Here is a 25,592-nt window from a genome sequence, read left to right as displayed (position 1 = left end):
GGCTAACGACCGGAGCAGCGCGTGTGGACCTGAGCGCGACACGGATGGGATGATGCCAACCGTGCCCCATGCCCCTACCGATGCCCGTGACGACCTGACCGCCCATCTGCACCGGGCCGGCTACTACCCGGAGCTCGTCGCGGACGTGCTCTCCGTCGCACTAGCCGACGAGGAGGTCGTCGCCCACCTCGTGCAGGCGGAGACCACCTTCGACTCGGAGGTGCGCAGGCACCTCACCGTCCTGGTGCTGACGCCGACCCGCCTGGTCACCGCGCACGTGGACGACCACGCTGGAGAGGATCCGGAGCGGCCCGGATCCGCGTCGGCCACCACGGAGGTCGTGCCGGTGCGCGAGATCCGCTCCGTGGCGCTCACCCACGTGATCGCGGACCCGGAGCGGTACCCGAAGCGTGCGGCGACGCGTGAGGTCACCCTCGCGATCGGCTGGGGCGCCGTGTCGCGCGTCGACCTCGAGCCCGCCACGTGCGTGGACCCGAACTGCACCGCCGACCACGGTCTGACCGGCCAGGTCACGCCCGACGACGTGGTGGTCCGCGTGTCCAGCGAGGCGGAGGGCGACGCCGCGGTCCGCGCCGCCGTCGGCTTCGCGCGCGCCCTGTCCCGGGCGACGTCCGCGCCGAAGTGACCGTACCGGACCTCCCTGACGGCCTGGTCGCGCCGTCCTACGACACCACGAGCCTCGCCGCGGTCATGCCCGCCGTGGCGGGCGCCCTGGGCCACGACCTCACCACCGCCACCGGCCTCACCGCGGCCGGCTGTCGCACGGCCCTCGGTCTGCCCGACGCCGACCGCGTGGTCGTCGTCCTGGTCGACGGGCTCGGGATCCGCAACCTCGCCGAACGCGGCGGGCACGCGCCGTTCCTGCGCGGGCTCCTGCGCGAGCGGGACGAGTCCGCCGCGACGCTCACGTCCAGCTTCCCCTCCACGACGGCGGCGGGCCTGAGCACCCTCGGCACGGGCACCGCCCCGGGCCGTACCGGCATGCTCGGCTACACGCAGCGCAACCCGGCGACCGGCCGGCTGGCGTCCCTGGTGCAGTGGAAGGAGCTCGGCGACCCGGCCGACCTGCAGCGCGAGCCCACGGTCTTCGAGGCGCTCGCCGCGGCGGGCACGCGGGTCACGGCGCCCGGCCCGGGCAAGTTCGCTGGGTCCGGCATGACGCAGGCAGCCTTGCGCGGCCCGGCCTACGTCGCCGCCGAGACCTTCGAGCAGCGCGTCGACGCCACGGTCACGGCGCTCCGGCAACCCGGTGAGGCGCAGCGCCTCGTCTACCTGTACCAGGGCGACGTCGACAAGACGGGGCACGGCCACGGCTGGGACTCGTGGCAGTGGGGCGACGCGCTGGAGTCCACGGACCGCGAGCTGAGCCGGCTGATGCGCAGCGTCCCCCGGGGCACCCTCGTGGTGGTCACCGCGGACCACGGCCAGATCAAGGCCGACCTGAGCATCCAGTGGGACGTCGCCTCCGACCCGGCGCTGAACCCCGGCGTCGCGCTGGTCGGGGGAGAGCCGCGCGCCCTGCACGTCTACGCCGACCAGGGCACCGACCCGGCGGACGTCGCACGGCGGTGGGCCGAGCGGCTGGGCGAGCACGCGGTCGTCCTGCTGCGGGACGACGCCGTGGCGGGCGGCTGGTTCGGGCCGGTCGCCGAGCACGTGCTCCCGGCGATCGGGGACGTGGTGGTCGCGATGACCGGCGCCGCCACCGTCGTCGACTCGCGCGTCCACTCCGCGAACGCGCGCGCCCTGCCCGGCGTGCACGGCTCGCTGACGCCGCACGAGATGCTCGTACCCCTGCTCACAGCAGTCGCCTGAGTCGAGACCTGAGGTAGGGAACAGTGGCCGAGCTCGTCTTCTTCTCCGGGACCATGGACTCCGGGAAGTCCACCCTCGCCCTTCAGACGGACCACAACTATCGCGCCCGCGGGCGCGAGGGGCTGATCTTCAGCCGTGGTGACCGGGCGGGGGAGGCCAGGGTCTCCAGCCGGCTGGGCCTGGAGGTCGCCGCCCACGAGGTGACCGACGACACCGACTTCTGGGTGGAGATCAGCGGCCGGCGCGCCGGCGGCGAGGCGGTCGACTACCTCGTGTGCGACGAGGCGCAGTTCTACTCGCCCGAGCAGGTGGAGCAGCTCGCCAGGCTCGTCGACGAGATGGAGATCGACATCTTCGCGTTCGGCATCACCACCGACTTCCGCACCCGGCTGTTCCCCGGCTCCGCCCGGCTCATCGAGCTCGCCGACCGGATAGACGTGCTCCAGGTGCAGTCCCTGTGCTGGTGCGGCGCGCGCGCCACGCACAACGCGCGCACGGTCGACGGCGCGATGGTCACCGAGGGCGAACAGGTGGTGATCGGCGACGTCGGCCCGTTCGAGTCCGCCGACGTCGCCTACGAGGTGCTGTGCCGCCGCCACCACATGCGCCGCATGACGGCGCTCACCGCACGGCGGCGTTCGGCCGACGAGTCGCTCTGGGTCTGATCGGTCCGGCCCTCCGACCACCCGTCGATCGCGCGCACAAATCACCTCATTGATGCGCCGCAAATCACTCAAATGATATTTTGTCGCACATGGCGACGGCCGGCAGGCGAGCCCTCATCGCACTCACGTGTGTGGCGACGCTCGTCGTCGCGAGCGGGTGCGGCCCGGACCCCGAGTCCGAGACGCACGAGGAGTGCGCATCGCTCCTCGGCGTGCAGGGACGGGTCGTCATCGGGATGCACAGCGACCAGCCCGGGCTGAACTTCCAGCAGACGGACTCCACGCGCGGCGGGTTCGACTACGACCTCGCCCAGTGGCTGGGCAGCTACTGCGGGCTGAACGTGGTCGAGCAGAACCTCGGCACCACACAGCGCGAGGGAGAGCTGCAGGACGAGGACGGCGCCGACATCGTCATCGGGAGCTACTCGATCACCGACGAGCGCAAGGAGGACATCTCCTTCGCCGGCCCGTACATGAAGACGAAGCAGGGCGTGCTGGTCCGCTCGGACTCCGGCATCGAGTCCGCCGCGGACCTCGCGGGCAAGAAGGTCTGCGCGGCCCGGAGCAGCACGTCGTGGAGCCAGATGAACGAGAACCTCGCGGGCATCGTCGCGGTCCAGGAGGAGGGGTTCGGGGTCTGCACCCAGAAGCTCCTGGACGGCACCGTCGACGCTGTCTCGACCGACCAGCTCCTCCTGTACGGCTATGCCGAGGAGTACGGCGGCCTGCGGGTGCTGCCCGACGAGCAGTTCGGCAACGCCGAGCTCTACGGCATCGGGATCGACCACGGCGACGCCGAGCTGTGCGCGTTCCTGAACGACGCCATCCTGGAGTCGCTGATCAGCGGCTGGTGGGTGCGGGCCTTCGAGAACAACTTCCCCGACCACCTCGACCCGGCGGACTTCAAGCCCGACGACGGGGACCTCACCGAGTGCCCCGACCCGGACGCCGAGCCGTGACCGGACCCGGCGACCCGGCGCTCGCGGCCGAACGCTCCGCGAAGCCGCGCAGCCGGCGCGGGGACCTCACCATCTTCGTCGCGGGCGGCGTGGTCTGCGTCGTCGCGTTCGTCCTCGAGCCGTCGGACGGCCGGTCGTCGATCGACGCCGCGGCGATGCTGCTGAGCTACGTGAGCATCTGCCTCGCCGTGCGGCAGGGGGTCCAGGAGATCCAGACCCACCGCGCCGGCGACGACGGTCCCGGCTGGGGGAGCCGGTTCGCCGCGGTCCTCACCGCGCGGCCGAGGTCCACCGTCGCCGGCCTGGTCATCATTCTCGCCGCCGCGACGTACCTGACGTGGTACTACACCTCGGCGTCCTCGATCCCCGTCACCGGCGACATCCGGGTGACCGCCGTGTCCGAGGAGCCCGCCGCCGAGGGCCCTCCCGTCGGCCTCACCGACTGCTACGTCGACGGTGAGCGCCGTACCGAGGAGGGCACCGGCGCGCCGGCCGCCGACTGCACCCAGCTCCGGATCAGCCTGCCGGGAGACCCGCCGCAGCGGGGGCACGTCACGTTCCTGCCCGTGCTGCACAACCCGGCGGCGACCGGGTCCTGCGTCGCCGGTGCCGAGATCGTCCTGACGCCGGTCGTCGACAACGTCCCGCGCGTCGCGGTCCGGGGCTCGTCGGGCAAGCCTGTCGACGTCCCGATCGGCGGCGGCACCAGCGCGGTGCACGTCCTGGCCGAGGTCGACCAGCGGCACGACGACCTGGCGTGCAGCGTGTCGCTGACCGTGACGCGGGCCGTGCTGCACGACTGACGCGGCACCACCGAGACCGTCAGACCTCCGGACGCGACCCGAACACGATCTCGTCCCAGCTCGGCACCTGCGCGCGCGACTTGCGGCCGCGCTTCGCCGTCGGGCGCTTGGACTGCTCGGCCGGGGGCTTCTCCGGGACCGGCTCCGGCTCGGCCGGGGGCGCGGGGTGGTCGGCGGGCGGGGCCTCCGCCGCCGGACCGGCGTCAGACCCGTGCCCCGGGCCGGGCCGCGGCGCCTCGATCTCCCACTGGCTGGGCCCCTCCCACTCGAGGTCGGCGGGGGAGTCCGGCACGAGAGGCGAGGGCATGCGGGGGCGGGACCCGCCGCGCCGCGCACCGATGTCCACCACGGCGGCAGAGGGCTCCAGGTCCGGCTCGGGCTCCTCGGCCGGCGGCCCGTCGGGGCCGTCCGTGCCGGCAGGGCCGTCGAGGTCGAGCTCCATCATGTCCGGCAGGTCGTTGTCCGGGGTGAGTCTGCGGGCGGGCCGCTGCCCCCGCCGCTCCGACAGGTTGTCGAGCAGCAGGTCGGTGTCGTCCTGATCGGGCGGCGTCGACCGGGACGACGGGTGGTTGCTCCGGTGCGGCGGCAGGGGCGACACCCCGGCGATGGCCGGGCGCTCGTCCTCCTCCGGGAGGCCCAGCCAGCGCGCCTCGTCGTCGAGCGCCGTCACGAAGCCGCCGCGCGGCTCCAGGGACCAGCGGGCCAGGCGGGGGCGGTCGGCGGCCTCGAACTCGACCTGCACGGTCCACGGGTGGGTGCCCTCGCGGGTAGCGGTCCACCGGGCGTCGGCGGGCCGCACGCCGCGCGAGCGGAGCCGGTCGTCGGCGATCTCGCCCAGGGTCGTGGCGCCGCCGTCGTCCGTCAGGACGGACTTGGCCCGCACACGCGCGATCGAGTGCTCCCGCTCGGAGAGGACGGCGTACTCGAAGCGCCGCACGTGCTCGATCGGCAGGCCGGAGGCCTCGGCGAGCATCTCGCACGTCTCGCCCGCGCGCAGGCGCTCCTGGATCTCGCGGGGACGCAGCGAAGACGCCTCCTGGGCGCGGATCGACTCGGTTCGTGGGCGGTCTCCGCGGATCGCGGCACGCAGGGCGTCGGTGATGGGCAGGGTGCTCTGGGCGCCGTCGCGCGCAGCAAGGACGAGTCGTTCACCGTCCTCGTGCAGCCGTACCAGCTCCAGCTCGTCCATGCCAGTCCTCCCGGGGTAGTCCTGTGGGCCGAGCCTGCCACCGCAGGGCGGCCCAGCGGCGCAGGCGCGTCGGTGCGCCGCCGGATAGTCGGCCGCCGGGCAGGTGCGGCAGGATGGGTGCGTGATCTCACCCGCACTGCCCGAGCTGCCCGACGGCGTCACCGTCACCGCCCTCCGCGACCTCGCCGTCCGCCTCGCGACAGCTGCCGGTGCCCTGGTCCGTGAGGGTAGACCGGAACGCGTGGTCGTCGCGGCCACCAAGTCGAGCGACGTCGACCCGGTGACCGTCATGGACCGCGCCTCGGAGGACCTGCTGCGCGAGATGATCGCCGCCGAGCGGCCCGACGACGCGATCCTGGGCGAGGAGGGCGACGACGTGGCGGGCACGAGCGGCCTCACGTGGGTGCTCGACCCGATCGACGGCACCGTGAACTACCTCTACGGGGTCGCCTCCTGGGCCGTGTCGGTGGCTGTGGTGGCAGGCCCGCCGGAACCCGCCTCGTGGACGGTCCTGGCCGGCTGCGTGCACAGCGTGGCCGACGGCCGCACGTGGTCGGCGGGGCTCGGCGAGGGCGCGACCCGCGACGGCGAGCCGATCCGGGCGGGTGCCCCTACGTCGCTGGGCGCATCCCTGGTCGGCACGGGCTTCGGGTACGACGCCGCCCGCCGGTCCCACCAGGCGCAGGTGCTGGCGCAGGTGCTGCCGAAGATCCGGGACATCCGACGGCTCGGCTCGGCCGCCATCGACCTCTGCCTCCTGGCGGACGGCTCGCTCGACCTGTACTACGAGCGTGGGCTCAACCCGTGGGACATGGCGGCCGGGGCAGTGGTGGCCACCGAGGCGGGTGCGGTCGTGACGGGGCTGCGCGGCGAGCCGGCCACCAGCGCCATGACGGTGGCGGGTCCGGCCGAGCTTGTCGCACAGCTGGCCGAGCTCCTCGAGGCGGCCGACGCAGATGGTGCGAGCTCGCCCGAGATCGGGTGATCCTTTTCCTGGCCCGGTATCGCGGGGAGATGTGTCGGCTGAACCGGCTCCAAAGGCAAAAATCGGTATATCGACGCAGGTCAGAGCATACGTGACCGGGGTTACACCGACAGATGTAGCGCACCGATGCGAAATGGTGCACAATCCGTGGGCCGACTCGGGAACAAATCCGGGGCCGTGTGCATTATCAGCGCGTACACCCGCAACGGACGCCGTTCGACGGCGCTTGCGGTGACCCGGCCGGGGCGGCGTCGAACCCGGATGACCCGAAACCTTCCGGCGCGACCACTACCGACGGAGAACACCACATGGCAACTGACTACGACGCCCCACGTAAGACCGATGAGGATGTCGAGCAGGATTCGATCCAGGAGCTGCAGGCTCGTCGCTCCGACAAGTCCTCGGGCGTTGTGGACGAGGACGAGACCGAGGCTGCCGAGGGCTTCGAGCTCCCGGGGGCCGACCTGTCCGGCGAGGAGCTCGCCGTTCGCGTGCTGCCGCGACAGGCGGACGAGTTCACGTGCTCCAGCTGCTTCCTCGTGCACCACCGCAGTCAGCTGGCCTACGAGAAGGCCGGCCAGATGATCTGCACGGAGTGCGCCGCCTGATTCCACCAGGCGTTCGGCACTGACGACACGACCGGGCTGTCATGCAAGTGCGTGGCAGCCTTCGTCGTGTCCGGGCTCAGGCGGTTCCCAGCGCCTCCACGAGCAGCTGCGGCCGCCGTGTCGAGATGAGCCAGTAGGGGGTGGGGTCCGCCGGGTCGTCGAGGGCGACCCGCACCCCGGTCCGGGCCCATGCGCGCAGGCAGACGTACGCGCGCCCGTCGAGACCGGGGCCCAGCTCGTGCCGCATCGCGGCGACGTCCAGGGCCTGGGCGGGGCCGAGCAGGGCGACCGGGATCCGGGCGCTGCCGGCCCGCAGGACGCCGTCGGACACCTCCACGACGGGCGCCGTGGCGGCCAGGGCGGTCGCCGATCCCAGGCACACCAGCAGCCCGACGACGATCGCCGCCGTCGCGTGCACCGGCCACAGCGCGATCGCCGCGATGGCGCCCAGACCGACCGTGCCGAGCCAGCCACCGGGACCGGGCAGAAGACGCTCGTGGAAGGTGAGGGTGGTCGCCGTCATGAGGACATCATCCCAGCCCCGAGCACTGCCCGAGCACTGCCCGAGCACTGCCGCAGCACCGCGCGAGAACTGCCGGAGCGCCAACCGGCCCCTCTTGCGGCGGTGCGCGCCGAGGTGGCGTACTCTTCCGGCGTGCCCACCCCAGTGCCAAGCGGCGACGACAGCACGGTAGACGTGCTCATCCGCCTGCTCGACGACGTTCCCGTCCCCTCCTACGCGCACCCCGGCGACGCCGGCGCTGACCTGGTGACCACCATCGACGTCGAGATCCCGCCGCAGGGCCGGGTGCTGGTACCCACCGGCGTCTCGATCGCCCTGCCGGACGGCTACGCGGCGTTCGTGCACCCCCGGTCGGGACTGGCCACGAAGCACGGTGTCACCATCGTGAACGCCCCCGGGACCGTCGACGCGGGCTACCGCGGCGAGATCAAGGTGACGCTGCTCAACACCGACGTCACCGAGGCCGTGAAGCTGGTGCGTGGCGACCGCGTGGCGCAGCTCGTCATCCAGAAGGTCGAGCGGGCGCGGTTCCTGCCCGCCGAGACGCTTCCGGGCTCGCACCGGGGCGAGGGTGGCTTCGGCTCCAGCGGCGGTTTCGCGGGGCGCTGAACGCCGGCTCCCGAGCCGTCCCGACTTCCGTACCGGTACCGCCCCGAACGGGTCTAGTCTGTAAGTAACGAGCGGATAACGCTGCTGTGTGCCGCAATCGATCGCGCACGCAGGACGACGAACTACGAAGGAGCGTGGCTGTGGGTCTGTTCAGCCGACGAGGCACGGCGAATGAGCCCGCACCGGTCGAGTGGGCGTCGGTGGAGGCCGAGCAGCAGAAGCGGCCGCACGGACCCTTCGACCGGTCGCAGGTGGGGGAGATGGGTCCTCGCGTCGACCTCGGCGCCATCTGGCTGCCGGTGATGCCGGGTCTCGAGCTCCGCATGGAGATCGACAAGAAGACGCAGAAGGTGACGGGGGTGACGGCCGCGCTGGAGGGGTCGAACCTCCAGATCCAGGCGTTCGCCGCGCCGCGCACCGAGGGCATCTGGGACGAGATCCGGCACGAGATCGCACAGTCCGTGAGCGGGCAGGGCGGGATCGTCGACGACGTGCCCGGTGTGTTCGGGCGCGAGCTGCTGGTCCGGATGCCCGTGAAGGGTCCGGACGGTCAGGCCGGGCAGCGTCCCGCGCGGTTCATCGGGGTGGACGGGCCGCGCTGGTTCATCCGCGGTGTGCTCGCGGGCAAGGCCGCCCTGGACGCCGAGGCGGCCAAGGCGCTCGAGTCGGTGTTCGCGAACATCGTCGTGGTGCGCGACCAGAGCCCGCGACCGCCTCGTGACCTGCTGCCCCTGGCGCTGCCGAAGTCCGCACGCAAGGATGGTGCGGAGCAGGCAGCACCCGCTGCCGGGCCGGAGGGCGCGGTACCGCAGATGTCTGACTTCGACCCGCTGCGCCGTGGCCCCGAGATCACGCAGATCGGATGAGACTGGTGACGAGGTGAACCACTGATGTCTCTGCGCTCGAGCCTCGCGTCCCGCATAGCGGAGTCGCTGGCCTCCAACGAGCAGGTCCGCGACATCGAGGAGCGTGCGGACGCCTCCCGGAACGTGGGCTGCGCGGCGGTCGCGTCCGTGCCGGTCCGGTCCCGCGGCAAGGTGGCCGGTGTCCTGCGCTCGGTGGTCCTGCGGCCGCGGGAGGGTGTGCCCACCGTCGAGGCCGAGCTGTTCGACGGTTCCGGCGCGCTGGACCTCGTCTGGCTCGGCCGGCGGACCATCGACGGCATCGAGCCGGGCCGGCGCATCCGCGTCGAGGGCATGGTGTGCGACGTCGACGGGCGGCGCACCATGTTCAACCCGCGCTACGAGCTGCGGCCCCGGCCCGGTGAGTGACCGGGGCGATCAGCACCCCGGCGAGCACGGCAGAATGAGCCCCATGAGCGAACCCGCACGTCCCGACGTGCCCCAGCAGTCCGAGCAGGAGTCCGAGCAGCAGCAGCCCGACCAGGCACCCGCGCGCGGCATGCGCGCCCTCACCGGCGAGGAGTTCTCGGCGGCCCAGGCCATCGGCGGTGTGCGCGGCCTGGTGGAGGCGGTGCTGCCCGGCCTGGTGTTCGTGGTCGCGTTCGTGATCTTCACCCCGAACCTGATGATCCCGCTCGTCGCGTCGGTCGTCGCCGCCCTCGTGCTCGTGGTGGCGCGGCTGGTGCAGCGCACCCCCGTCACGCAGGCGCTGGGCGGCCTGCTCGGTATCGCGATCGGCGTGGTGTGGGCCTGGACGTCCGGCGAGGCGGAGAACTACTACGCCGGGGGCCTGCTGATCAACGCCGCGTACCTCGTGGTGCTGCTCGGCAGCATCCTGATCCGCCGCCCCGCCGTCGGCTACGTGGTGGAGGCGCTGCGCGCGGGCCTGACGCCGGAGCGGGTCAAGGCCGACGCGGAGGCCGGCACCTCGCCGTTCGCCGCCATCACGGCCTGGCGCGAGGACCCGGCCAAGATGCGCACCTACGCTATCGCCACCTGGCTGTGGGTGGGCCTGTTCGGTCTGCGCCTGGCCGTCAAGACGCCGCTGTACTTCGCGGGCGACATCGCCTGGCTCGGCACGTTCCACCTGCTGCTCGGCGTGCCCCTGTGGGCGCTGGTGCTGTACCTGACCTGGTACGTCGTGCGCACGCCGAAGACGCAGGCTCCGGCCTGACCGGTCGCTCGTGGACGGAGCCAGCACCGCGAACATCGTCATGGGCGAGGCCCAGGTCATCACCCAGTAACGCAGCACCAGGCCGCGCACCGTTCAGAGCCGCCTGCCGTTCAGGAAGGCGTCGTCCTCGAGGCCGGTATGGCCGCGCGACGAGGCGAGCTGCCACGGCACCGACGCCACGACCACGCCCGGCGTGAACAGCAGGCTGCCCTTGAGCCGCAGCGCCGACTGGTTGTGCAGCAGCTGCTCCCACCAGTGGCCCACCACGTACTCGGGGATGTAGACGATCACGAGGTCGCGCGGCGACTCGCGGCGCACGGACCGCACGTACTTGAGCACGGGCCTGGTGATCTCGCGGTACGGGGAGTCGAGGATCCGCAGCGGGACCGGCAGGTCGAGGGCCTCCCACTCGGCCACGAGCCCGTCGATGTCCTCCCTGTCGACGCCCACGGTGACCGCCTCGATCACGTTGGGCCGCGCGGCCCGCGCGTACGCCAGCGCCCGCATGGTCGGCTTGTGCACCTTGGAGACCAGCACCACGGCGTGCACCCGGCTGGGCAGCGCGCGGGCCGCCGAGACGTCGTCGAGCGCGAGCTCGTCGCGCACGCGGTCGTAGTGCTTGCGGATCCCTCGCATGAGGACGAACAGGATGCTCATCGCCAGGAGCGTGATCCAGGCCCCATGGGTGAACTTGGTCACCAGCACGATGATCAGCACCGTCCCGGTGAGCCCGAAGCCCACGCCGTTGACCAGCCGCGAGCGCTTCATCCGGCTGCGCACCACGGGGTTCGGCTCGGTGCGCAGCTCTCGCGTCCAGTGCCGCAGCATGCCGAGCTGCGACAGCGTGAACGACACGAACACGCCGACGATGTAGAGCTGGATGAGGCGCGTGGGCTCGGCGTCGAAGAGCACGATCAGGATGATCGCGGCGACCGCGAGCGCCACGATGCCGTTCGAGAACGCGAGGCGGTCGCCGCGGGTGTGCAGCTGGCGCGGCAGGTAGCCGTCGCGGGCCAGGATCGAGCCGAGCACGGGGAAACCGTTGAAGGCGGTGTTCGCCGCGAGCACCAGGATCAGGCCCGTGACCGCGGAGACCGCGTAGAAGGCCGGCGAGAAACCGGAGAACACTGCCTGGGCGAGCTGCCCGATCACGGGGATCTGCACGTAGTGGGACGAGACGGCCTCCCCGTTCAGCGTGAGCTGGTCGTGCGGGTCCGAGGCGAACCTGACCCCGGTTGCCTGGGCGAGCAGCAGGATCGAGATGATCATCGTCGAGGAGATGCTGCCGAGCAGCAGCAGCGTGGTCGCGGCGTTGCGCGACTTCGGCTTGCGGAACGAGGGCACCCCGTTGCTGATGGCCTCGACGCCGGTCAGGGCGGCGCAACCGGACGCGAACGCGCGGGCCAGGAGGAACGCGCCGGCGAGGCCGACCAGGCCCTGGTCGAACGCGGCCTCGCCGGTGAGCTCGAACTCGGCGCTCTGGGCCTTCGGCAGGTCCCCGGCGAAGAAGCGGAACGCGCCGGTGACGATCAGTGCCCCGACGATCGCCATGTAGCAGTAGACGGGGATGGCGAACGCGGTGCCCGACTCCTTGACGCCGCGCAGGTTGATCAGGGTGAGCAGCACGACGGCGATCACCGCCGCGGTCGCCTCGTGCCCGCGCAGGCCGGGGATGGCCGCGGACGCGTACTGGGCCGCTGACGAGATGGACACCGCGACGGTGAGGACGTAGTCGACGAGCAGCGCCGACGCCACGCCGACGCCGGCCGTCGGGCCCAGGTTGACGGTTGCGACCTCGTAGTCGCCGCCGCCGGACGGGTACGCACGGACGTTCTGCCGGTAGGACGCGACGACGATGAGCAGCACCACGACCACCACGAGACCCACCCATGGCGAGAACGCGACTGCGGCGATACCGGCCAGGGAGAGGGTCAGGAGGATCTCGTCGGGCGCGTACGCGACCGACGACAGGGCGTCCGAGGCGAACACCGGGAGGGCGATCCGCTTGGGCAGCAGCGTGCGCCCGAGGCTCTCGCTGCGCATGGGGCGGCCGACCAGTAGTCGTTTGGCCGCATCGACGATGTCCGACACGTTGGAAGACTCTATGCCTGCCGGTAGTTCGCGGCGCACCAAAGCCTGGGCGGCGCGGTAGCGTTCCGTACGTGCACTTCGTGATCATGGGCTGCGGCCGTGTGGGTTCCAGCCTCGCCCAGGAGATCGAGGGCCGCGGGCACTCCGTGGCCGTCATCGATCAGAACCCCGATGCGTTCCGGCGTCTGCCCGCGGACTTCTCGGGCAAGAAGGTGACCGGGGTGGGCTTCGACCGGGACACGCTCGTCCAGGCGGGGATCGAGGACACGTACGCGTTCGCCGCGGTGTCCGACGGCGACAACTCCAACATCCTGTCCGCCCGGGTGGTGCGCGAGACCTACGGCGTCGACAACGTGGTGGCCCGCATCTACGACCCGCACCGCGCGGAGATCTACCAGCGCCTGGGCATCCCCACGGTGGCCACCGTGCGCTGGACCGCGGACCAGGTGCTGCGCCGGATGCTGCCGATGGGCGCCACCGACGAGTACCTCGACCCGTCGGGCACCGTCCGCCTCGCGCAGATCGACTACCACCGGCGCTGGGTCGGCCGGCCCGTGCTCCACATGGAGGCGGCCACCGGTGCGCGCGTGGCGTTCATCACCCGGTACACGTCGGCGGTCCTGCCGACGCCGGACATAGTGCTCCAGGAGAACGACGTGCTGCACCTGCTCATGACCGCGGAGAGCTCCGCCGACATCGAGCGGATCCTCACCGCCGCGCCGCCCGCCGAGGAGGCCTGATGCGCGTCGTCATCGCAGGGGCCGGGTCCGTGGGCCGGTCGATCGCCCGTGAGCTGCTGAGCCACGACCACGAGGTCACCCTCATCGACAAGAACGCCTCGGCCATGCGGGTCTCCCAGGTGCCCGAGGCGGAGTGGGTGCTCGCGGACGCGTGCGAGCTCCCGGCGCTCGAGGCCTCCGAGCTGGAGCAGGCCGACGTCGTCGTGGGCGCCACCGGCGACGACAAGGTCAACCTCGTCTTCTCGCTGCTGGGCAAGACCGAGTTCGGGGTGCCGCGCACCGTCGCGCGCGTGAACAACCCGAAGAACGAGTGGATGTTCGACCAGTCGTGGGGTGTGGACGTCGCGGTGTCGACGCCGCGCATCATGACCGCGATGGTCGAGGAGGCGGTCGCCGTGGGCGACCTGGTGCGGATCTTCAGCTTCCGCCAGTCGCACGCCGACCTGCTCGAGCTGACGCTGCCCGCCGACTCCCGCGTCGCGGGCACCCGGCTGGGTCGCGTGGTCTGGCCGGCCGACGTCGCGCTCGCGACCATCGTGCGCGACGGCCGGCCGCTGGTGCCGAGCCCGGACGACACCCTGGAGGCCGGCGACGAGCTGCTGCTGGTCGCCGGCGCGGAGGCCGACACGGACGCCCTCCAGGAGCTGCTGGTCCCGAAGGGCTAGAGGGCAACGCTCACGATGGTCCCTGGCGACCACTATGATCGCGCGATGACGACGCCTCGACCAGACTCTCAAGAGCCGGCGCCGGCGCCGGCGCACCCCCAGGTGCCACCGAACCATCAGGCCCAGTACCTGCCAGTGCCGCCGACGGGCGCGGCGTCCTACGCGCTTGGCTTCCTGGCGTTCATCGGCATCCCGTTCCTCTCGATCCTGGTCGCTGGGATCGTCATGGCCGCGATGTATCCGTCCGCGAGGAGAAAGGGCGGGCTCGCCGCGGAGAACGCGCGTCGTGCCGCCAACTGGGGAATCACAGGGGCCCTGATCGCCACCGTCACCCTGGTCACACACTTCGTTCTTCTCTACACCATGACGGGCACGCCGCTCGCTGACGGCTTCTACCCGCTCGGCATCCCGATCACGATCTTCGGCGCGACGTTCGTCGTCCACCTGGTCGTGATCATCTGCGGCCTCGTCAAGGCGAACCGCCGCGAGCTGTTCCGCAACCCGCTCGCCATCCCCTTCGTCCGGAGCACGCAGCCGACACCGAACGCTGCCTGAGCGGCTCGCCGGGCAGACCGGGGGAGAGGTGATGGCCGGGCAGGGGATACTGGTTCCATGCCCCGCAACCCCGACCGTCGCGTCGCGCCCGCAAACCCCGAGTCGGATTCGCGCCCGCGCCGTCGTCCGCAGCGCTCCCCGCGGCCGGACCGCGGCCGCCGCGTGAGCGACGTCCCCGCCCCCGAGGTGGGGACAGAGGTCGAGCTGGAGGTCGGCCCCGTCGCGCACGGCGGCCACTGCGTGGCCCGCCTGGACGGCCGCGTCGTCTTCGTGCGGCACACCCTGCCCGGCGAGCGCGTCCGCGCCCGTGTCACCGAGGGCGGTCAGAGCTTCTGGCGCGCGGACGCCGTCGAGGTGCTGCAGGCGTCGCCCGACCGGGTGGAGCCCGCCTGGCCCGCCGCAGGTCCTGACGGCGTGGGCGGTGGCGAGCTCTCGCACGTCTCGCTCCCCGCACAGCGTCGCTGGAAGACCGACGTGCTCGTCGAGCAGCTGCAGCGCCTGGCCCGCATCGACCCGGAGTGGCTGGCCCGCGAGGTCACCGTCGAGGGCGCGCCGGGCGACGACGAGCGCCGCGGCCTGCACTACCGCACCCGGATCGACCTGGTGGCCGACGCCGACGGGCACGCGGGCATGCGCAAGCACCGCTCGCACGACGTCGTGGCGCTCAAGAAGATGCCGCTCGGCACCGCGGAGGTCGCCGCGTTCGCCGTCGCCGAGGACGTGTTCACGCGCACCTGGCCGCGAGGCGCCCAGCTGACCCTGGTAGCGCCGTCCGAGGGCGAGCCGGTGCTGCTGGTCGACGGCGAGCCGTGGCGCCGCGGCAAGCCCGACACCCGGCCCAACGCCCGTCGCTCCGTGAGCGAGTTCGTGGCCGGGCCGTGGGGTACGCACCGCTTCCGCGTGGCGGCCGGCGGGTTCTGGCAGGTGCACCGCGAGGCGCCGTCCTTGCTGACGCGGGCCGTGCTGGACGCGTCCGGCGCGACGGCGGGCGACCTCGTCGGGGCCACCGTCCTCGACCTGTACTCCGGCGCCGGGCTGTTCACGCTGCCGCTCGCGGAAGCCGTCGGGCCGAACGGCCGGGTCGTGGCCGTCGAGGGTGACGAGCAGGCCGCGAAGGACGCCCGCCGCAACGCGCACGCCTACGAGCAGGTGTCGCTCGAGGTGGGCGCCGTCGAGCAGGCGCTCGGGTCGGACACCGTGCCGACGGCCGACGTCGTGGTGCTGGACCCGCCGCGGTCGGGCGCCGGACGGGCGGTCGTCGACGCGATCGCCGCCCGCGCCCCGCGCCGCATCGTGTACGTGGCGTGCGACCCGGCGGCGCTCGCGCGTGACGTCGGCTATCTCGCCGCACACGGTTACACGCTCTCCGGAGTGCGCGGGTTCGACCTGTTCCCGCACACGCACCATGTCGAGGCGGTAGCGGTGCTGGACCGTCAGGACTGACGCGTCTATGGCGAAAACTCCCAGGTCGGAGCGCATAGGATGCGCATCGTGAAGCGGTGGTTCGTGGGCGGCGGGATCGCCGTGTCGGTGGTGGCGGCGTTCGTGGTCGCTGTCCTGGTGGGCATGGTCCTGGGGGCAGGCGGCATCGCCGTCGGCGGTACGGGCTGGTCGTCCGCCCCCGCACCGCGGAGCGCGCCGTCGGTCTGGGCTGAGTCGCCCTCGCCCTCACCCTCACCGTCCCCGGTGGTCGAGCAGGAGCCGGTGGTCCTCTTCGTCGGCGACTCCTACACCGTCGGGCAGGGTACGACGTCGCCCGAGCTGCGGTGGAGCACCCGCGTGTCCGAGGAGATGGGCTGGGAGGAGCTCAACGTCGCCGTCGGTGGCACCGGGTTCGTCAAGGGGAACTCGAAGCGCGACAACTACCCCACCCAGCTCCGGTCGGTGCCCTGGGACAGCGTGGACATCGTGGTGATCGCCGGTGGGCAGAACGACTTCAAGGCGCTGCGGAAGGACGCCGGGCGGGTCTTCGACGCGGTGGCGGACACGTATGCCCTGGCCGCGCTGCGGTTCCCGGAGGCCGAGATCGTGGCCGTCGGGCCCTCCACCCCGCGCGCGATCGGCCTGGAGGCGCGTGCCCTGGACAGCGCGGTCCGCGCCGCCGCGGCCGCAAACGGGGCGACGTACGTCTCGCTCCTGGACCCCAACATCGTCCAGGGCGGCCTGGTGCACGCCGACGGGGTCCACACGACCGACATGGGCAACGCGCGGATCGCGGAGCGGGTGCTGGCGACGCTGCAGGCGGACCAGCCGCAGACGGGTGCCCGGCCGGCAGATATCTTGACGTCAAGATAAATGCGTTATGCTGGCCTGAGCAGCCCGGCCTAGGCTGGGTGAAGCCCCCTGGAACCCATGCGAAGGCTCCATCGCGCGATGACCGCGCCTGTGAGAGCCGACGCACCGTCAGCCCCGCAGAAGGAGCCACAGTGAGCACCGTGGACACGTTCGGATCGAAGGGAACGCTGGAGGTCTCGGGCAAGTCCTACGAGATCTTCCGGCTCAACGCGGTCGAGGGGGTCGAGCGCCTCCCGTACTCCCTGAAGATCCTCGCCGAGAACCTCCTGCGCACCGAGGACGGCGCCAACATCACCGCCGACCACGTGCGCGCCCTCGCGTCCTGGGACCCGGACGCACAGCCCGACACCGAGATCCAGTTCACGCCGGCGCGCGTGATCATGCAGGACTTCACCGGCGTGCCCTGCGTCGTCGACCTCGCCACCATGCGCGAGGCGGTCGCCTCGCTCGGCGGCGACGCCACCAAGGTCAACCCGCTGGCCCCCGCCGAGATGGTCATCGACCACTCCGTGCAGATCGACGTCGCCGGCCGCGCGGACGCCTTCGCGCGCAATGTCGAGTTCGAGTACCAGCGCAACCACGAGCGCTACCAGTTCCTGCGCTGGGGCCAGACGGCGTTCGACGACTTCAAGGTCGTCCCGCCGGGCACCGGTATCGTGCACCAGGTCAACATCGAGTACCTGGCCCGCACCGTCATGACCCGCGAGGTGGGCGGCGCGCTGCGTGCCTACCCCGACACCTGCGTCGGCACCGACTCGCACACCACCATGGTCAACGGCCTGGGCGTGCTCGGCTGGGGCGTCGGCGGCATCGAGGCCGAGGCCGCGATGCTGGGCCAGCCCGTGTCGATGCTCATCCCGCGCGTCGTCGGCTTCAAGCTCAGCGGCTCGATCCCGGCGGCCGTGACGGCCACCGACGTCGTGCTCACGATCACGCAGATGCTGCGCCAGCACGGCGTCGTCGGCAAGTTCGTCGAGTTCTACGGTGAGGGCGTGGCCCAGGTGCCGCTCGCGAACCGCGCCACCATCGGCAACATGTCGCCGGAGTTCGGCTCGACGGCCGCGATCTTCCCGATCGACTCCGTCACCGTCGACTACCTGCGCCTGACCGGCCGTTCCGAGGAGTCGCTCGCGCTGGTCGAGGCGTACGCCAAGGAGCAGGGCCTCTGGCTCGACGCCGACACCCCGGAGCCGGTGTTCTCCGAGTACCTCGAGCTCGACCTGTCGACGGTCGTGCCCTCGATCGCCGGACCCAAGCGCCCGCAGGACCGCATCGAGCTGACGAACGCCAAGAACGCGTTCCTGCGCGATCTGCCCAACTACGCGCCCGAGGTCGGGGCGGGCGCCGACGAGGTCGGCCGCGAGTCGTTCCCCGCCTCCGACTCGCCGGCGCCCGCCGGGAACGGCCGCAAGCACGTGCACGTCACGAACAGCGAGGGCAAGGAGTTCGAGCTGTTCCACGGCGCCGTCGCGATCGCCTCGATCACGTCCTGCACCAACACCTCGAACCCGTCGGTCATGATCGCCGCTGCGCTGCTCGCGAAGAACGCCGTCGAGAAGGGCCTCGTGTCCAAGCCGTGGGTCAAGACGTCCATGGCGCCGGGCTCGCAGGTCGTGACCAACTACTACGAGAAGGCCGGCCTGTGGCCGTACCTCGAGAAGCTGGGCTTCCACCTGGTCGGCTACGGCTGCGCCACCTGCATCGGCAACTCGGGCCCGCTCGACGAGAAGGTCTCCGAGGCCGTCAACGAGCACGACCTGTCGGTCGTCTCGGTGCTCTCGGGCAACCGTAACTTCGAGGGTCGCATCAACCCGGACGTCAAGATGAACTACCTGGCGTCCCCGCCGCTGGTCATCGCGTACGCCCTCGCCGGCACCATGGAGTTCGACTTCGAGCACGACCCGCTGGGCCGTGACGAGGCCGGCAACCCGGTGTTCCTCCGCGACCTCTGGCCCTCGCCGGACGAGGTCGAGAAGACCATCGCGTCGTCCATCGACCGCAAGATGTTCGAGTCCGACTACGCCGACGTGTTCAAGGGCGACGAGCGCTGGGCCGCGCTGGAGACCCCCGAGGGCGACACGTTCGCCTGGGACCCCGAGTCGACGTACGTGCGCAAGCCCCCGTACTTCGACGGCATGGGCATGACGCCGGAGCCCGTCACCGACTTCTCGGGCGCCCGCGTGCTCGCCAAGCTCGGCGACTCGGTCACGACCGACCACATCAGCCCGGCCGGCTCCATCAAGCCGGACAGCCCGGCGGGCACGTACCTCGCCGAGCACGGTGTGGGCCGCCGCGACTTCAACTCCTACGGCTCGCGCCGCGGTAACCACGAGGTCATGATCCGCGGCACGTTCGCGAACATCCGCCTGCGCAACCAGCTCCTGAACGATGTCGAGGGTGGCTTCACCTTCAACTTCGTCAAGAACGCGCAGGACACGATCTACGACGCCGCGCAGGACTACGCCGCGGCGGGCACCCCGCTCGTGGTGCTCGGCGGCAAGGAGTACGGCTCCGGCTCGTCGCGTGACTGGGCCGCCAAGGGCACCGCGCTCCTGGGCGTCAAGGCCGTCATCACCGAGAGCTTCGAGCGGATCCACCGCTCCAACCTCATCGGCATGGGCGTCCTGCCCCTGCAGTTCCCGGCCGGCCAGAACGCCGAGACGCTGGGTCTGGACGGCACCGAGGTCTTCGACGTCACCGGCGTCACGGCGCTGAACGAGGGCGTCACGCCCGAGACGGTCAAGGTCACCGCGACCAAGGCCGACGGCACCACGGTCGAGTTCGACGCCGTCGTCCGCATCGACACCCCGGGCGAGGCGGACTACTACCGCAACGGCGGCATCCTGCAGTACGTGCTGCGCCAGCTCGTCGCGTAACGCGCGAGGCGCCTCGCGCCTCATGTGGTCGGCAGAACGTCAGGAGGTCGGTAGCCCGGGCTACCGACCTCCTGACGTTCTGCCGACCACCCGAGTCCTCGGGCAGGTACTGCTACCGGCCGACGTCGGACCGCTTGGCCGCGTTCACCAGCCGGTTTCCCTGCTTCTGCGTGATGATCTCGTCCAGCCGGAGCCGGTCGACGATCTGGCGGACATGGCTCACGAACGCGCTGTGACTGACCCACGCGCCGTCCGCGTCGATCAGGTCGGCGATCGTGCAGCCGTTACCGGTGTCGAGGTTCGCGACCTTGCTGTCCACGTCGCCCATGATCACCGTCGGGCGCTCGTCGGAGACCGGGCACGCGTCGATCCCCTCCCGGGCGATCGAGAACCTGAGCGTCCCCGTCCGCGTGACGTTCCCGGCGTTGTCGGTCGCCCGGTACCCGAGCTCGTGCGCCCCACCCTCCGTGACCACGATCGGCCCCGTGTACTCCCGGAAGATGAAGTCGTCGAGCGCGTACTCGATGAACGCCACCCCGGACTCGCCGTCGCGGGCGTTGATGGTGATGGTCGCCGAGTCGATGTAGGAACCCTCGTCGTCCTGGTCACCGTCGACCTGCGCCGACGCGATCGGCTGCGTCGTGTCCGGCGGGTCCGCGCCGCCGACGACCACCAGGTCGACCTCGCCGGGCTGCGAGACGTTCCCGGCGTTGTCGGTGGCCCGGTAGGACAACGTGTGCGTGCCCGTAACGGAGACCACCACGGGGGCCGTGTAGGCCTTGTAGCCGGTGCCGTCCAGGTTGTACTCCACGCTCTTGACGCCCGTGCCGGCGTCCTCGGCCAGGAGGCTCACCGTCGCGGAGCCGACGTACGCGCCGTCGGCGTCCTGCTCGCCCGTGACCTCCGCGGTGACCGCCGGGGGAGTGGTGTCCTCCGTGGACGGCTCGACGACGGTGAACGTCGCGGAACCGGGTGCGGAGACGTTGCCGGCGTTGTCCGTGGCCCGGTAGGTCACGGTGTGCTCACCGACCGTGTCGACGACCACGGGGTCGGTGTAGGGCGCGTACTCGCCGCCGTCGAGCGCGTACTCGACGCTCGCCACACCCGAGCCGGCGTCCACCGCCGTGAGGTTCACGGTGGCGGTGCCGACGTAGGCACCGTCGTCGTCGAGCTCGCCCGTCACCTCGGGGGTGACGGTGGGTGCCGTCGTGTCCTCCCCGTCGGAGGGCACCACCGTCACGTGCAGCATCTCGGGTTCCGAGACGTTGCCCGCGTTGTCGGTGGCGCGGTACTCGAGCATGTACATGCCCGGCTCGTCGAGCACGACGGGTTCGCCGTAGGGCGCGTACTCGCCGCCGTCGAGCGAGTACTCGACCGAGGCGACGCCGGAGCCCTCGTCCTCGGCCGCGAGGCTCACGGTCGCCGAGCCGATGTAGGCGCCGTCGGCGTCCTGCTGGCCCGCGACGTCGGCGGTCACCACCGGTGCGGTGGTGTCCTCGCCCGGGTCCTCGGTGACGACGAGCTCGCCCACCATCGTGCTGTGGCCGGGGATCGCGCAGAAGTACCGGTACGTGCCCGGGGTGAGGACCACCTCGGCCTCGTAGCGGCCGTCGTTCTCGTCGAACGGGTTGGCCAGGATGTCCAGCGTGACGTCGTGGTTGTACCCCGGCGTGCTGGTGTCGAACGTCAGCGTGTGCGACATGCCGATGTTGTTGCCGGTCGCCGCGCTGTTCTCGAACACCACCGTGGCGGCCCCGGCGGTCGCCGTGGCGGGTGCCGAGGCGTACTCCGAGACGCTGGCGTCAGCGGTCCAGGTCAGTACCTGGTCCGCTGCCTGGTCCGCTGCCTGATCCGCGGCCTGCTCGGTAGCCTGGTCGGTTGCTCGGACGGCTGCTCGGTCTGTCGCCGGTGCGGACGCCGAAGACTTCCCGACGGACCACGCGGTCACGCCGTCGTCGTGGCGATCTGCGGCGGCCGCCCCGGGCGGGGCCAGCGGCAGTGCCACGAGGGCACTGACCGCGGCCCCTGCCAGGAGGCGGGACAGCTTCTGTCTCATGGGCTTACCTCTCCTGTTCGCGGGCCTGGTCACAGGTCACGCACCCGGATGTTGCGGAACTCCATCGCGTCAGCGTCGCCGTGGTTCTGCAGGCCGATGAACCCGCTGAGGAACTGCCGCAGGTCCGTCGGCGGGTCACCGGGGCGCGAGGACTCCTTGCCCGGCGAGTTGTCGAACTCGTTGATCACCACGCCGTTGCGGATGATCGTGTACTGCTGGCCGACCACCTGGATCTCGTAGTCGTTCCACTCGCCCTTGGGGGTCACCCCGGCCTCCTCGAGGGTGTTGGGGTCGAAGTTGTACACCGATCCCGTCTTCTGGGGCTCGCCGGACTCCCCGTCGTAGATCTGGATCTCCTGGCCGCAGTAGATCGCTATCCAGGCCTCGGCATCGTTGATCTGCCCGCACTCGGGCTGCTCGTCCTGCGGCAGCCGCGGGTCGGGGAACCGCGTGAAGACGCCGCTGTTGGCGTGGCCGGCGCCCGGCGCGACGTCCTTGAACTCCAGCTTCAGGGAGAAGTCCTCGAGCTCCTCGCCCGGGTGCCAGAGCATGCCCAGCCCGCCCTGGGCCCGGATGGACCCGTCGTCGCGCAGGTCGAAGTGACCGCCCGGAGCCTGGCGCCAGCCGGCCAGCGACTGAGCCGTACCGTCGAAGAGCCACCGGTACCCGGTGCTGCCCGGCGCCCCGACGCCGGAGCGCTCGGCGGCCTGGATCAGCTTCCGGCGCTCGTTCTTCGTGATGGCCTTGTCGGCCAGGAGCTGGTCGGCCACCGCGGTCACGTGGTTCACGAACCGGCCGTTGGTGTCCCACTCCTTCTCGTCCTGGATCAGGTCGTTGACCGTGCAGCCGCCCAGGTCGTGGTTCGTCACGCCGCTGTCCGCGGTACCCATCCGGACGGTGTCCCGGTCGTCGGGGATGGTGCACGTGGTCTCGACCGGTACGTCGATCTCGCTCGTCTCGCCGTCGGCGTAGGTCACCGTGAGCGTGGCGTCGTAGCTCCCCACCCGGGTGTAGGTGTGCCGCGGGTTCGCCTCGGTCGAGGTGCTCCCGTCCCCGAAGTCCCAGGCGTAGGAGACGCCGCCCGAGTCACCGCCCGTGAACGCGACGGTGAGCGGGCTGCTCTGCACGCTGGCCCCGGAACCGGCCGGTACCGGCGTCGGCGCACCGCCCGTGTAGGAGATCCGGGTCAGCTTCTGCCGGTCGGTGAGCGAGAAGAAGCCGCCGCCGTAGTCGAGCAGGTACAGCGCCCCGTCCGGACCGAACTTGGCGTCCATCCACTGGTCGACGTCGTCGTTGCCGTTGCCGCCCTGGACGATCTGGCGCAGGTCCTCGGCGAACACCGGCGGAGCGGCCTCGTCCACCGTGTCCGGGTTCACCGTGACGGCGATCCGGTTGTTCGAGTTGGACTGGTCACCGATGAACCACTTGTCGTCCCAGTACGCGGGCCAGGCGACACCGCTCCTGGTGTCCACCTCGGACCGGTGGTAGGTCGGGCCGTTCATGATCGCCTGACCGCCACCCCGCAGGTACGGCTGGGTGTAGGTCGCCTCGGCGTCCACGTACGACGGGATGCCGCCCTCGCCCTCGGGGAAGACCGGTCCACCACCGCTCGGCGAGTACCAGATCATGTTGTCGCGCACCGGCGGGAGGTCCACCAGGCCCGTGTTGCGCGGCGAGGTGTTCTTCGGGTTGTCGCAGTCGTACCAGCCGGTCAGGACCGTCGCGTCCTCGTTGCTGCGGTCACGGTAGGGCTGCCCGTTACCCATGCAGTAGGGCCAGCCCTGGTTGCCCGCCGAGGTGATGATCGTGGCGGTCTCGTACTTCGCCGGCCCGAGCTCCGGGTCCGGCAGGCCCGCGTCCGGCCCCACCCACGCCGCCGTCAGCCAGTCGTTCTGCTTGTCGTAGGCCAGGCGCGAGATGTTGCGCACACCCATCACGTAGATCTCCGGGCGCGTCTTGTCGCCCGGGTCGTCCGCCTCGGGGAACAGGTTTCCCTCGGGGACCGTGAACGTGCCGTCCGGCTCCGGGTGGATCCGCAGGATCTTGCCGTTCAGGTTGTTCGTGTTGCCGGCCGTGCGCCGCGCGTCCTGGAACGAGATGCCCGCGAACTCCTGGGTCCAGTTGTTGCCCGAGTAGCCACCGGAACCGCCCGAGGAGTTGGCGTCGCCGGAACCGATGTACAGGTTGCCGTCGTTGTCGAAGTCCATGCCGCCGCCCGCGTGGCAGCAGCTGTGGATCTGCGTCTCCCACTCCAGCAGGTCCTTGCGCGTGGACTGGTCGATGGTGTTCGCCTCGGCGTCGTACGTGAAGCGCGAGACCGTCCGCAGGCCGACGCGGCGCTCGCGGTCGATCGACTCGTGCGGCATCCAGTAGAGGTAGATCCACTGGTTCTCGTCGAACTCCGGGTCGAGGGTCAGCCCCAGCAGGCCCTCCTCGTTCTTGACCAGCTCGCTGCCGCTGCCGCGGTTACCCATGACGTCGAGGGTGGTCAGGAGCTTCGTGGTCCCCGAGTCCGGGTCCCAGCGGTGGACCGTGCCGCAGCCGAGCCCCACCTCCGGGTCGTCCCACGACACCACCGGACCGGACGGGCAGGCGGCCTTGCCGATGTAGAAGACGCCGCCGTCGGGCGCCACGGTCAGGCCGTGGGGCTCGCCGATCTGGTCGAGCTTGCCCGCCGCGTTCTTCACCGTCAGCCGCTCGGCCTCGTAGTTCGCCGCGATGGTCGCCTGGCAGTCGCCGCGCGCCATGCCCGTCGACCAGAGCAGGCCGCCCAGCAGGTGGTCGCGGAACTCGTCCTCCGCGTAGGTCTCGGCGGTGCCGCCCATGCCGGTGTAGAACGACCGGCCACCGTCGTAGTCACGGCACCACGAGATCGGGTGGAACGGGCCGTTCGCGCTCTCGCCCGGCTCGTAGTCCCACTCCTGGACCTGCGCGATGGTGTGCACCTCGCCGATCGGGTTCGGCGACCAGTTCAGCCAGCGGTCCGAGCGGGTCCAGTTCAGCGGCAGCCCGTCGTTGGCCGGGTGCGCCCGGTCGACGACGTTGACCGTCGCCTCCTGCACGGGGACCTCGGGGTCGGGCTCCTCCTCGCCGGTGCCGTCGAAGAGCTGGATCTCGGCGAGCTGGGTCAGGTCGTCGCCCGCATTCTCCGTGATGTCGAGCCGGTAGTGCTGGTAGGCCTCTTCGTTCTCGAACCGGTAGTCCATCGGGGTGAACCGGTCGGGGAACTCCTGGTCCGACTGGGTGTCCAGGTCGGTCCACGTCTCGCCGTCGGTGGAACCCTGCAGCGTCCAGCTCTTCGGGTCGCGGCCGGCGAAGTCGTTCGCCGACGTCAGCGCGTACCGCGTCGCGACGACGGCCTCCTCCATCTCGAGGTCGATCGTCGCCGTCGGCTCGAAGGCGAGCCACTTGGTGTTCGAGTCGCCGTCGATCAGGTTCTCGGCGTCCTCGTTCGGCGGGTTCTCGGCGTTCGCGCTGACGCTCGCGACGGCCAGCGGGTCCGGCAGGTTGCCGGCCGGCCGGGTGCCGATCAGGCCCGTGAACCACTGCGAGCGGTCCTGCGCGCGTGCGGCGTCGCGGATGCCGAGGAAGCCGCCGCCGTCCTGCACGTAGGCCTTGAGCGCGTCCTCCTGCGCGGTGCTGAGCTCGACGCCCTCGGCGGACAGGAAGACGACGCCGCGGAACGCCGCGAGGTTCTGCGCGGTGAAGGCCCTCGGGTCGCTGGCGGTGCGCACGGTGAACCCGTGCTCGGCGCCCAACTCCTTGATGGTCCTGGTCGCGGTCGCCACGGGGTCGGCCTGCTTGTCCGGCGCGCCGTGGAACACGAGCACGTTGATGTCTTCCGCGTCCGCGGCGAGGGCCGCCGGCGCGACCGCTACCGGGGCGGCGTCGGCCGTCGTGGTCCGCTGGGCCTGGGCGGGGACCGTGGCCAGCCCCATGACGAGGGCGGTGCCGGCTGCCGCGGCGAGTGCGCCGCGTACCGACCTGCGCGGGGCTGCCGCCCCGAAGATCCTGCGTCTTCCTGTCCGTTCCATCGCTGCTCCTTTGCGCGTGGTCGATGC

22 protein-coding genes are annotated in these 25,592 nt (G+C 71.3%); 17 read left to right on the top strand and 5 right to left on the bottom strand.

Annotated features, from left to right (window positions below; translation table 11 throughout):
• Nucleotides 1–61: 61 nt before the first annotated feature.
• The 5 genes from ACQEVI_RS01535 (at nucleotide 62) to ACQEVI_RS01515 (ending at nucleotide 4,263) form a co-directional block, all read left to right on the top strand.
• Nucleotides 62–646: a DUF5998 family protein gene (locus ACQEVI_RS01535; RefSeq protein ID WP_432905749.1), complete on the top strand. Its 585-nt coding sequence runs from the start codon at nucleotides 62–64 to the stop codon at nucleotides 644–646.
• On the top strand, nucleotides 643–1,836 hold the full coding sequence (locus ACQEVI_RS01530; RefSeq protein ID WP_432893952.1) for an alkaline phosphatase family protein: 1,194 nt from the start codon (nucleotides 643–645) through the stop codon (nucleotides 1,834–1,836). Before ACQEVI_RS01535 ends, ACQEVI_RS01530 begins: the two co-directional genes overlap by 4 nt.
• 23 nt (nucleotides 1,837–1,859) lie before the next feature.
• Entirely contained in the window at nucleotides 1,860–2,501 is a 642-nt protein-coding gene (locus ACQEVI_RS01525) for a thymidine kinase (protein WP_432893950.1), read from the top strand.
• Nucleotides 2,502–2,590: 89 nt separating this feature from the next.
• Nucleotides 2,591–3,460, top strand: coding sequence for a transporter substrate-binding domain-containing protein (locus tag ACQEVI_RS01520; protein WP_432893948.1), 870 nt, complete (start codon nucleotides 2,591–2,593; stop codon nucleotides 3,458–3,460).
• Nucleotides 3,457–4,263 carry a hypothetical protein gene (locus ACQEVI_RS01515; RefSeq protein WP_432893946.1) on the top strand — a complete coding sequence of 269 codons (807 nt, stop codon included), beginning with the start codon at nucleotides 3,457–3,459 and terminating at the stop codon, nucleotides 4,261–4,263. Before ACQEVI_RS01520 ends, ACQEVI_RS01515 begins: the two co-directional genes overlap by 4 nt.
• A 19-nt stretch (nucleotides 4,264–4,282) precedes the next feature.
• On the opposite strand, the gene sepH is transcribed toward ACQEVI_RS01515, so the two are convergent.
• Nucleotides 4,283–5,452, bottom strand: a complete 1,170-nt coding sequence (gene sepH / locus ACQEVI_RS01510) for a septation protein SepH (protein ID WP_432893944.1) — start codon at nucleotides 5,450–5,452, stop codon at nucleotides 4,283–4,285.
• 121 nt (nucleotides 5,453–5,573) lie between these two features.
• Here sepH and ACQEVI_RS01505 point away from each other — a divergent pair, with 121 nt between their 5' ends.
• Both ACQEVI_RS01505 and ACQEVI_RS01500 read left to right on the top strand, forming a co-directional pair.
• Complete coding sequence (locus tag ACQEVI_RS01505; protein ID WP_432893942.1) at nucleotides 5,574–6,437, top strand: inositol monophosphatase family protein; 864 nt, start codon at nucleotides 5,574–5,576, stop codon at nucleotides 6,435–6,437.
• A 308-nt stretch (nucleotides 6,438–6,745) separates the two neighbouring features.
• Nucleotides 6,746–7,045, top strand: a complete 300-nt coding sequence (locus ACQEVI_RS01500; protein WP_116675819.1) for a DUF4193 domain-containing protein — start codon at nucleotides 6,746–6,748, stop codon at nucleotides 7,043–7,045.
• A 76-nt stretch (nucleotides 7,046–7,121) separates the two neighbouring features.
• Here the strand turns inward: ACQEVI_RS01500 and ACQEVI_RS01495 are convergent, their stop codons facing one another.
• Nucleotides 7,122–7,568 (bottom strand): DUF3093 domain-containing protein, encoded by a 447-nt coding sequence (locus ACQEVI_RS01495; protein WP_432893940.1) that lies wholly within the window; start codon nucleotides 7,566–7,568, stop codon nucleotides 7,122–7,124.
• Between the two features lie 132 nt (nucleotides 7,569–7,700).
• Here ACQEVI_RS01495 and dut point away from each other — a divergent pair, with 132 nt between their 5' ends.
• The 4 genes from dut to ACQEVI_RS01475 all read left to right on the top strand — a co-directional run bounded on the left by dut (nucleotide 7,701) and on the right by ACQEVI_RS01475 (nucleotide 10,253).
• Nucleotides 7,701–8,177, top strand: a complete 477-nt coding sequence (gene dut, locus ACQEVI_RS01490; protein WP_432893938.1) for a dUTP diphosphatase — start codon at nucleotides 7,701–7,703, stop codon at nucleotides 8,175–8,177.
• Between the two features lie 140 nt (nucleotides 8,178–8,317).
• The gene (locus tag ACQEVI_RS01485; protein ID WP_357502420.1) at nucleotides 8,318–9,043 is read left to right on the top strand and encodes a DUF3710 domain-containing protein; all 726 of its coding nucleotides are present in this window, start codon (nucleotides 8,318–8,320) and stop codon (nucleotides 9,041–9,043) included.
• Nucleotides 9,044–9,067: 24 nt separating this feature from the next.
• On the top strand, nucleotides 9,068–9,448 hold the full coding sequence (locus ACQEVI_RS01480) for an OB-fold nucleic acid binding domain-containing protein (protein WP_377225539.1): 381 nt from the start codon (nucleotides 9,068–9,070) through the stop codon (nucleotides 9,446–9,448).
• A gap of 43 nt (nucleotides 9,449–9,491) precedes the next feature.
• A complete protein-coding gene (locus tag ACQEVI_RS01475; protein ID WP_432893935.1) occupies nucleotides 9,492–10,253 on the top strand; it encodes a DUF3159 domain-containing protein in 762 nt (253 codons plus the stop codon).
• A 93-nt stretch (nucleotides 10,254–10,346) separates the two neighbouring features.
• On the opposite strand, the gene ACQEVI_RS01470 is transcribed toward ACQEVI_RS01475, so the two are convergent.
• A complete protein-coding gene (locus ACQEVI_RS01470) occupies nucleotides 10,347–12,344 on the bottom strand; it encodes an APC family permease (RefSeq protein ID WP_432893933.1) in 1,998 nt (665 codons plus the stop codon).
• An 86-nt stretch (nucleotides 12,345–12,430) separates the two neighbouring features.
• Here ACQEVI_RS01470 and ACQEVI_RS01465 point away from each other — a divergent pair, with 86 nt between their 5' ends.
• From ACQEVI_RS01465 to acnA, 6 genes are all read left to right on the top strand, one after another.
• Nucleotides 12,431–13,084 carry a potassium channel family protein gene (locus tag ACQEVI_RS01465; protein ID WP_432905747.1) on the top strand — a complete coding sequence of 218 codons (654 nt, stop codon included), beginning with the start codon at nucleotides 12,431–12,433 and terminating at the stop codon, nucleotides 13,082–13,084.
• Nucleotides 13,084–13,749 (top strand): potassium channel family protein, encoded by a 666-nt coding sequence (locus ACQEVI_RS01460; RefSeq protein ID WP_432893931.1) that lies wholly within the window; start codon nucleotides 13,084–13,086, stop codon nucleotides 13,747–13,749. Before ACQEVI_RS01465 ends, ACQEVI_RS01460 begins: the two co-directional genes overlap by 1 nt.
• Nucleotides 13,750–13,794: 45 nt before the next feature.
• Nucleotides 13,795–14,304 (top strand): DUF4870 domain-containing protein, encoded by a 510-nt coding sequence (locus tag ACQEVI_RS01455; protein WP_432893929.1) that lies wholly within the window; start codon nucleotides 13,795–13,797, stop codon nucleotides 14,302–14,304.
• 57 nt (nucleotides 14,305–14,361) lie between these two features.
• Nucleotides 14,362–15,747 (top strand): class I SAM-dependent RNA methyltransferase, encoded by a 1,386-nt coding sequence (locus ACQEVI_RS01450; RefSeq protein WP_432893927.1) that lies wholly within the window; start codon nucleotides 14,362–14,364, stop codon nucleotides 15,745–15,747.
• 48 nt (nucleotides 15,748–15,795) lie between these two features.
• Nucleotides 15,796–16,599 (top strand): SGNH/GDSL hydrolase family protein, encoded by an 804-nt coding sequence (locus ACQEVI_RS01445; RefSeq protein WP_432893925.1) that lies wholly within the window; start codon nucleotides 15,796–15,798, stop codon nucleotides 16,597–16,599.
• 131 nt (nucleotides 16,600–16,730) lie between these two features.
• Nucleotides 16,731–19,475, top strand: coding sequence for an aconitate hydratase AcnA (gene acnA, locus ACQEVI_RS01440; RefSeq protein ID WP_432893923.1), 2,745 nt, complete (start codon nucleotides 16,731–16,733; stop codon nucleotides 19,473–19,475).
• A 112-nt stretch (nucleotides 19,476–19,587) separates the two neighbouring features.
• Here the strand turns inward: acnA and ACQEVI_RS01435 are convergent, their stop codons facing one another.
• The gene (locus tag ACQEVI_RS01435) at nucleotides 19,588–21,531 is read right to left on the bottom strand and encodes an OmpL47-type beta-barrel domain-containing protein (RefSeq protein ID WP_432893921.1); all 1,944 of its coding nucleotides are present in this window, start codon (nucleotides 21,529–21,531) and stop codon (nucleotides 19,588–19,590) included.
• Between the two features lie 29 nt (nucleotides 21,532–21,560).
• Nucleotides 21,561–25,565 (bottom strand): ThuA domain-containing protein, encoded by a 4,005-nt coding sequence (locus ACQEVI_RS01430; protein ID WP_432893919.1) that lies wholly within the window; start codon nucleotides 25,563–25,565, stop codon nucleotides 21,561–21,563.
• Nucleotides 25,566–25,592 lie beyond the last annotated feature (27 nt).

The sequence above is a fragment of the Promicromonospora sp. CA-289599 genome (assembly GCF_050936155.1).
GTDB lineage: Bacteria > Actinomycetota > Actinomycetes > Actinomycetales > Cellulomonadaceae > Promicromonospora.
Note: the sequence above shows the minus strand (reverse complement) of the source record. Positions and strands in the feature narration are given on the sequence as shown.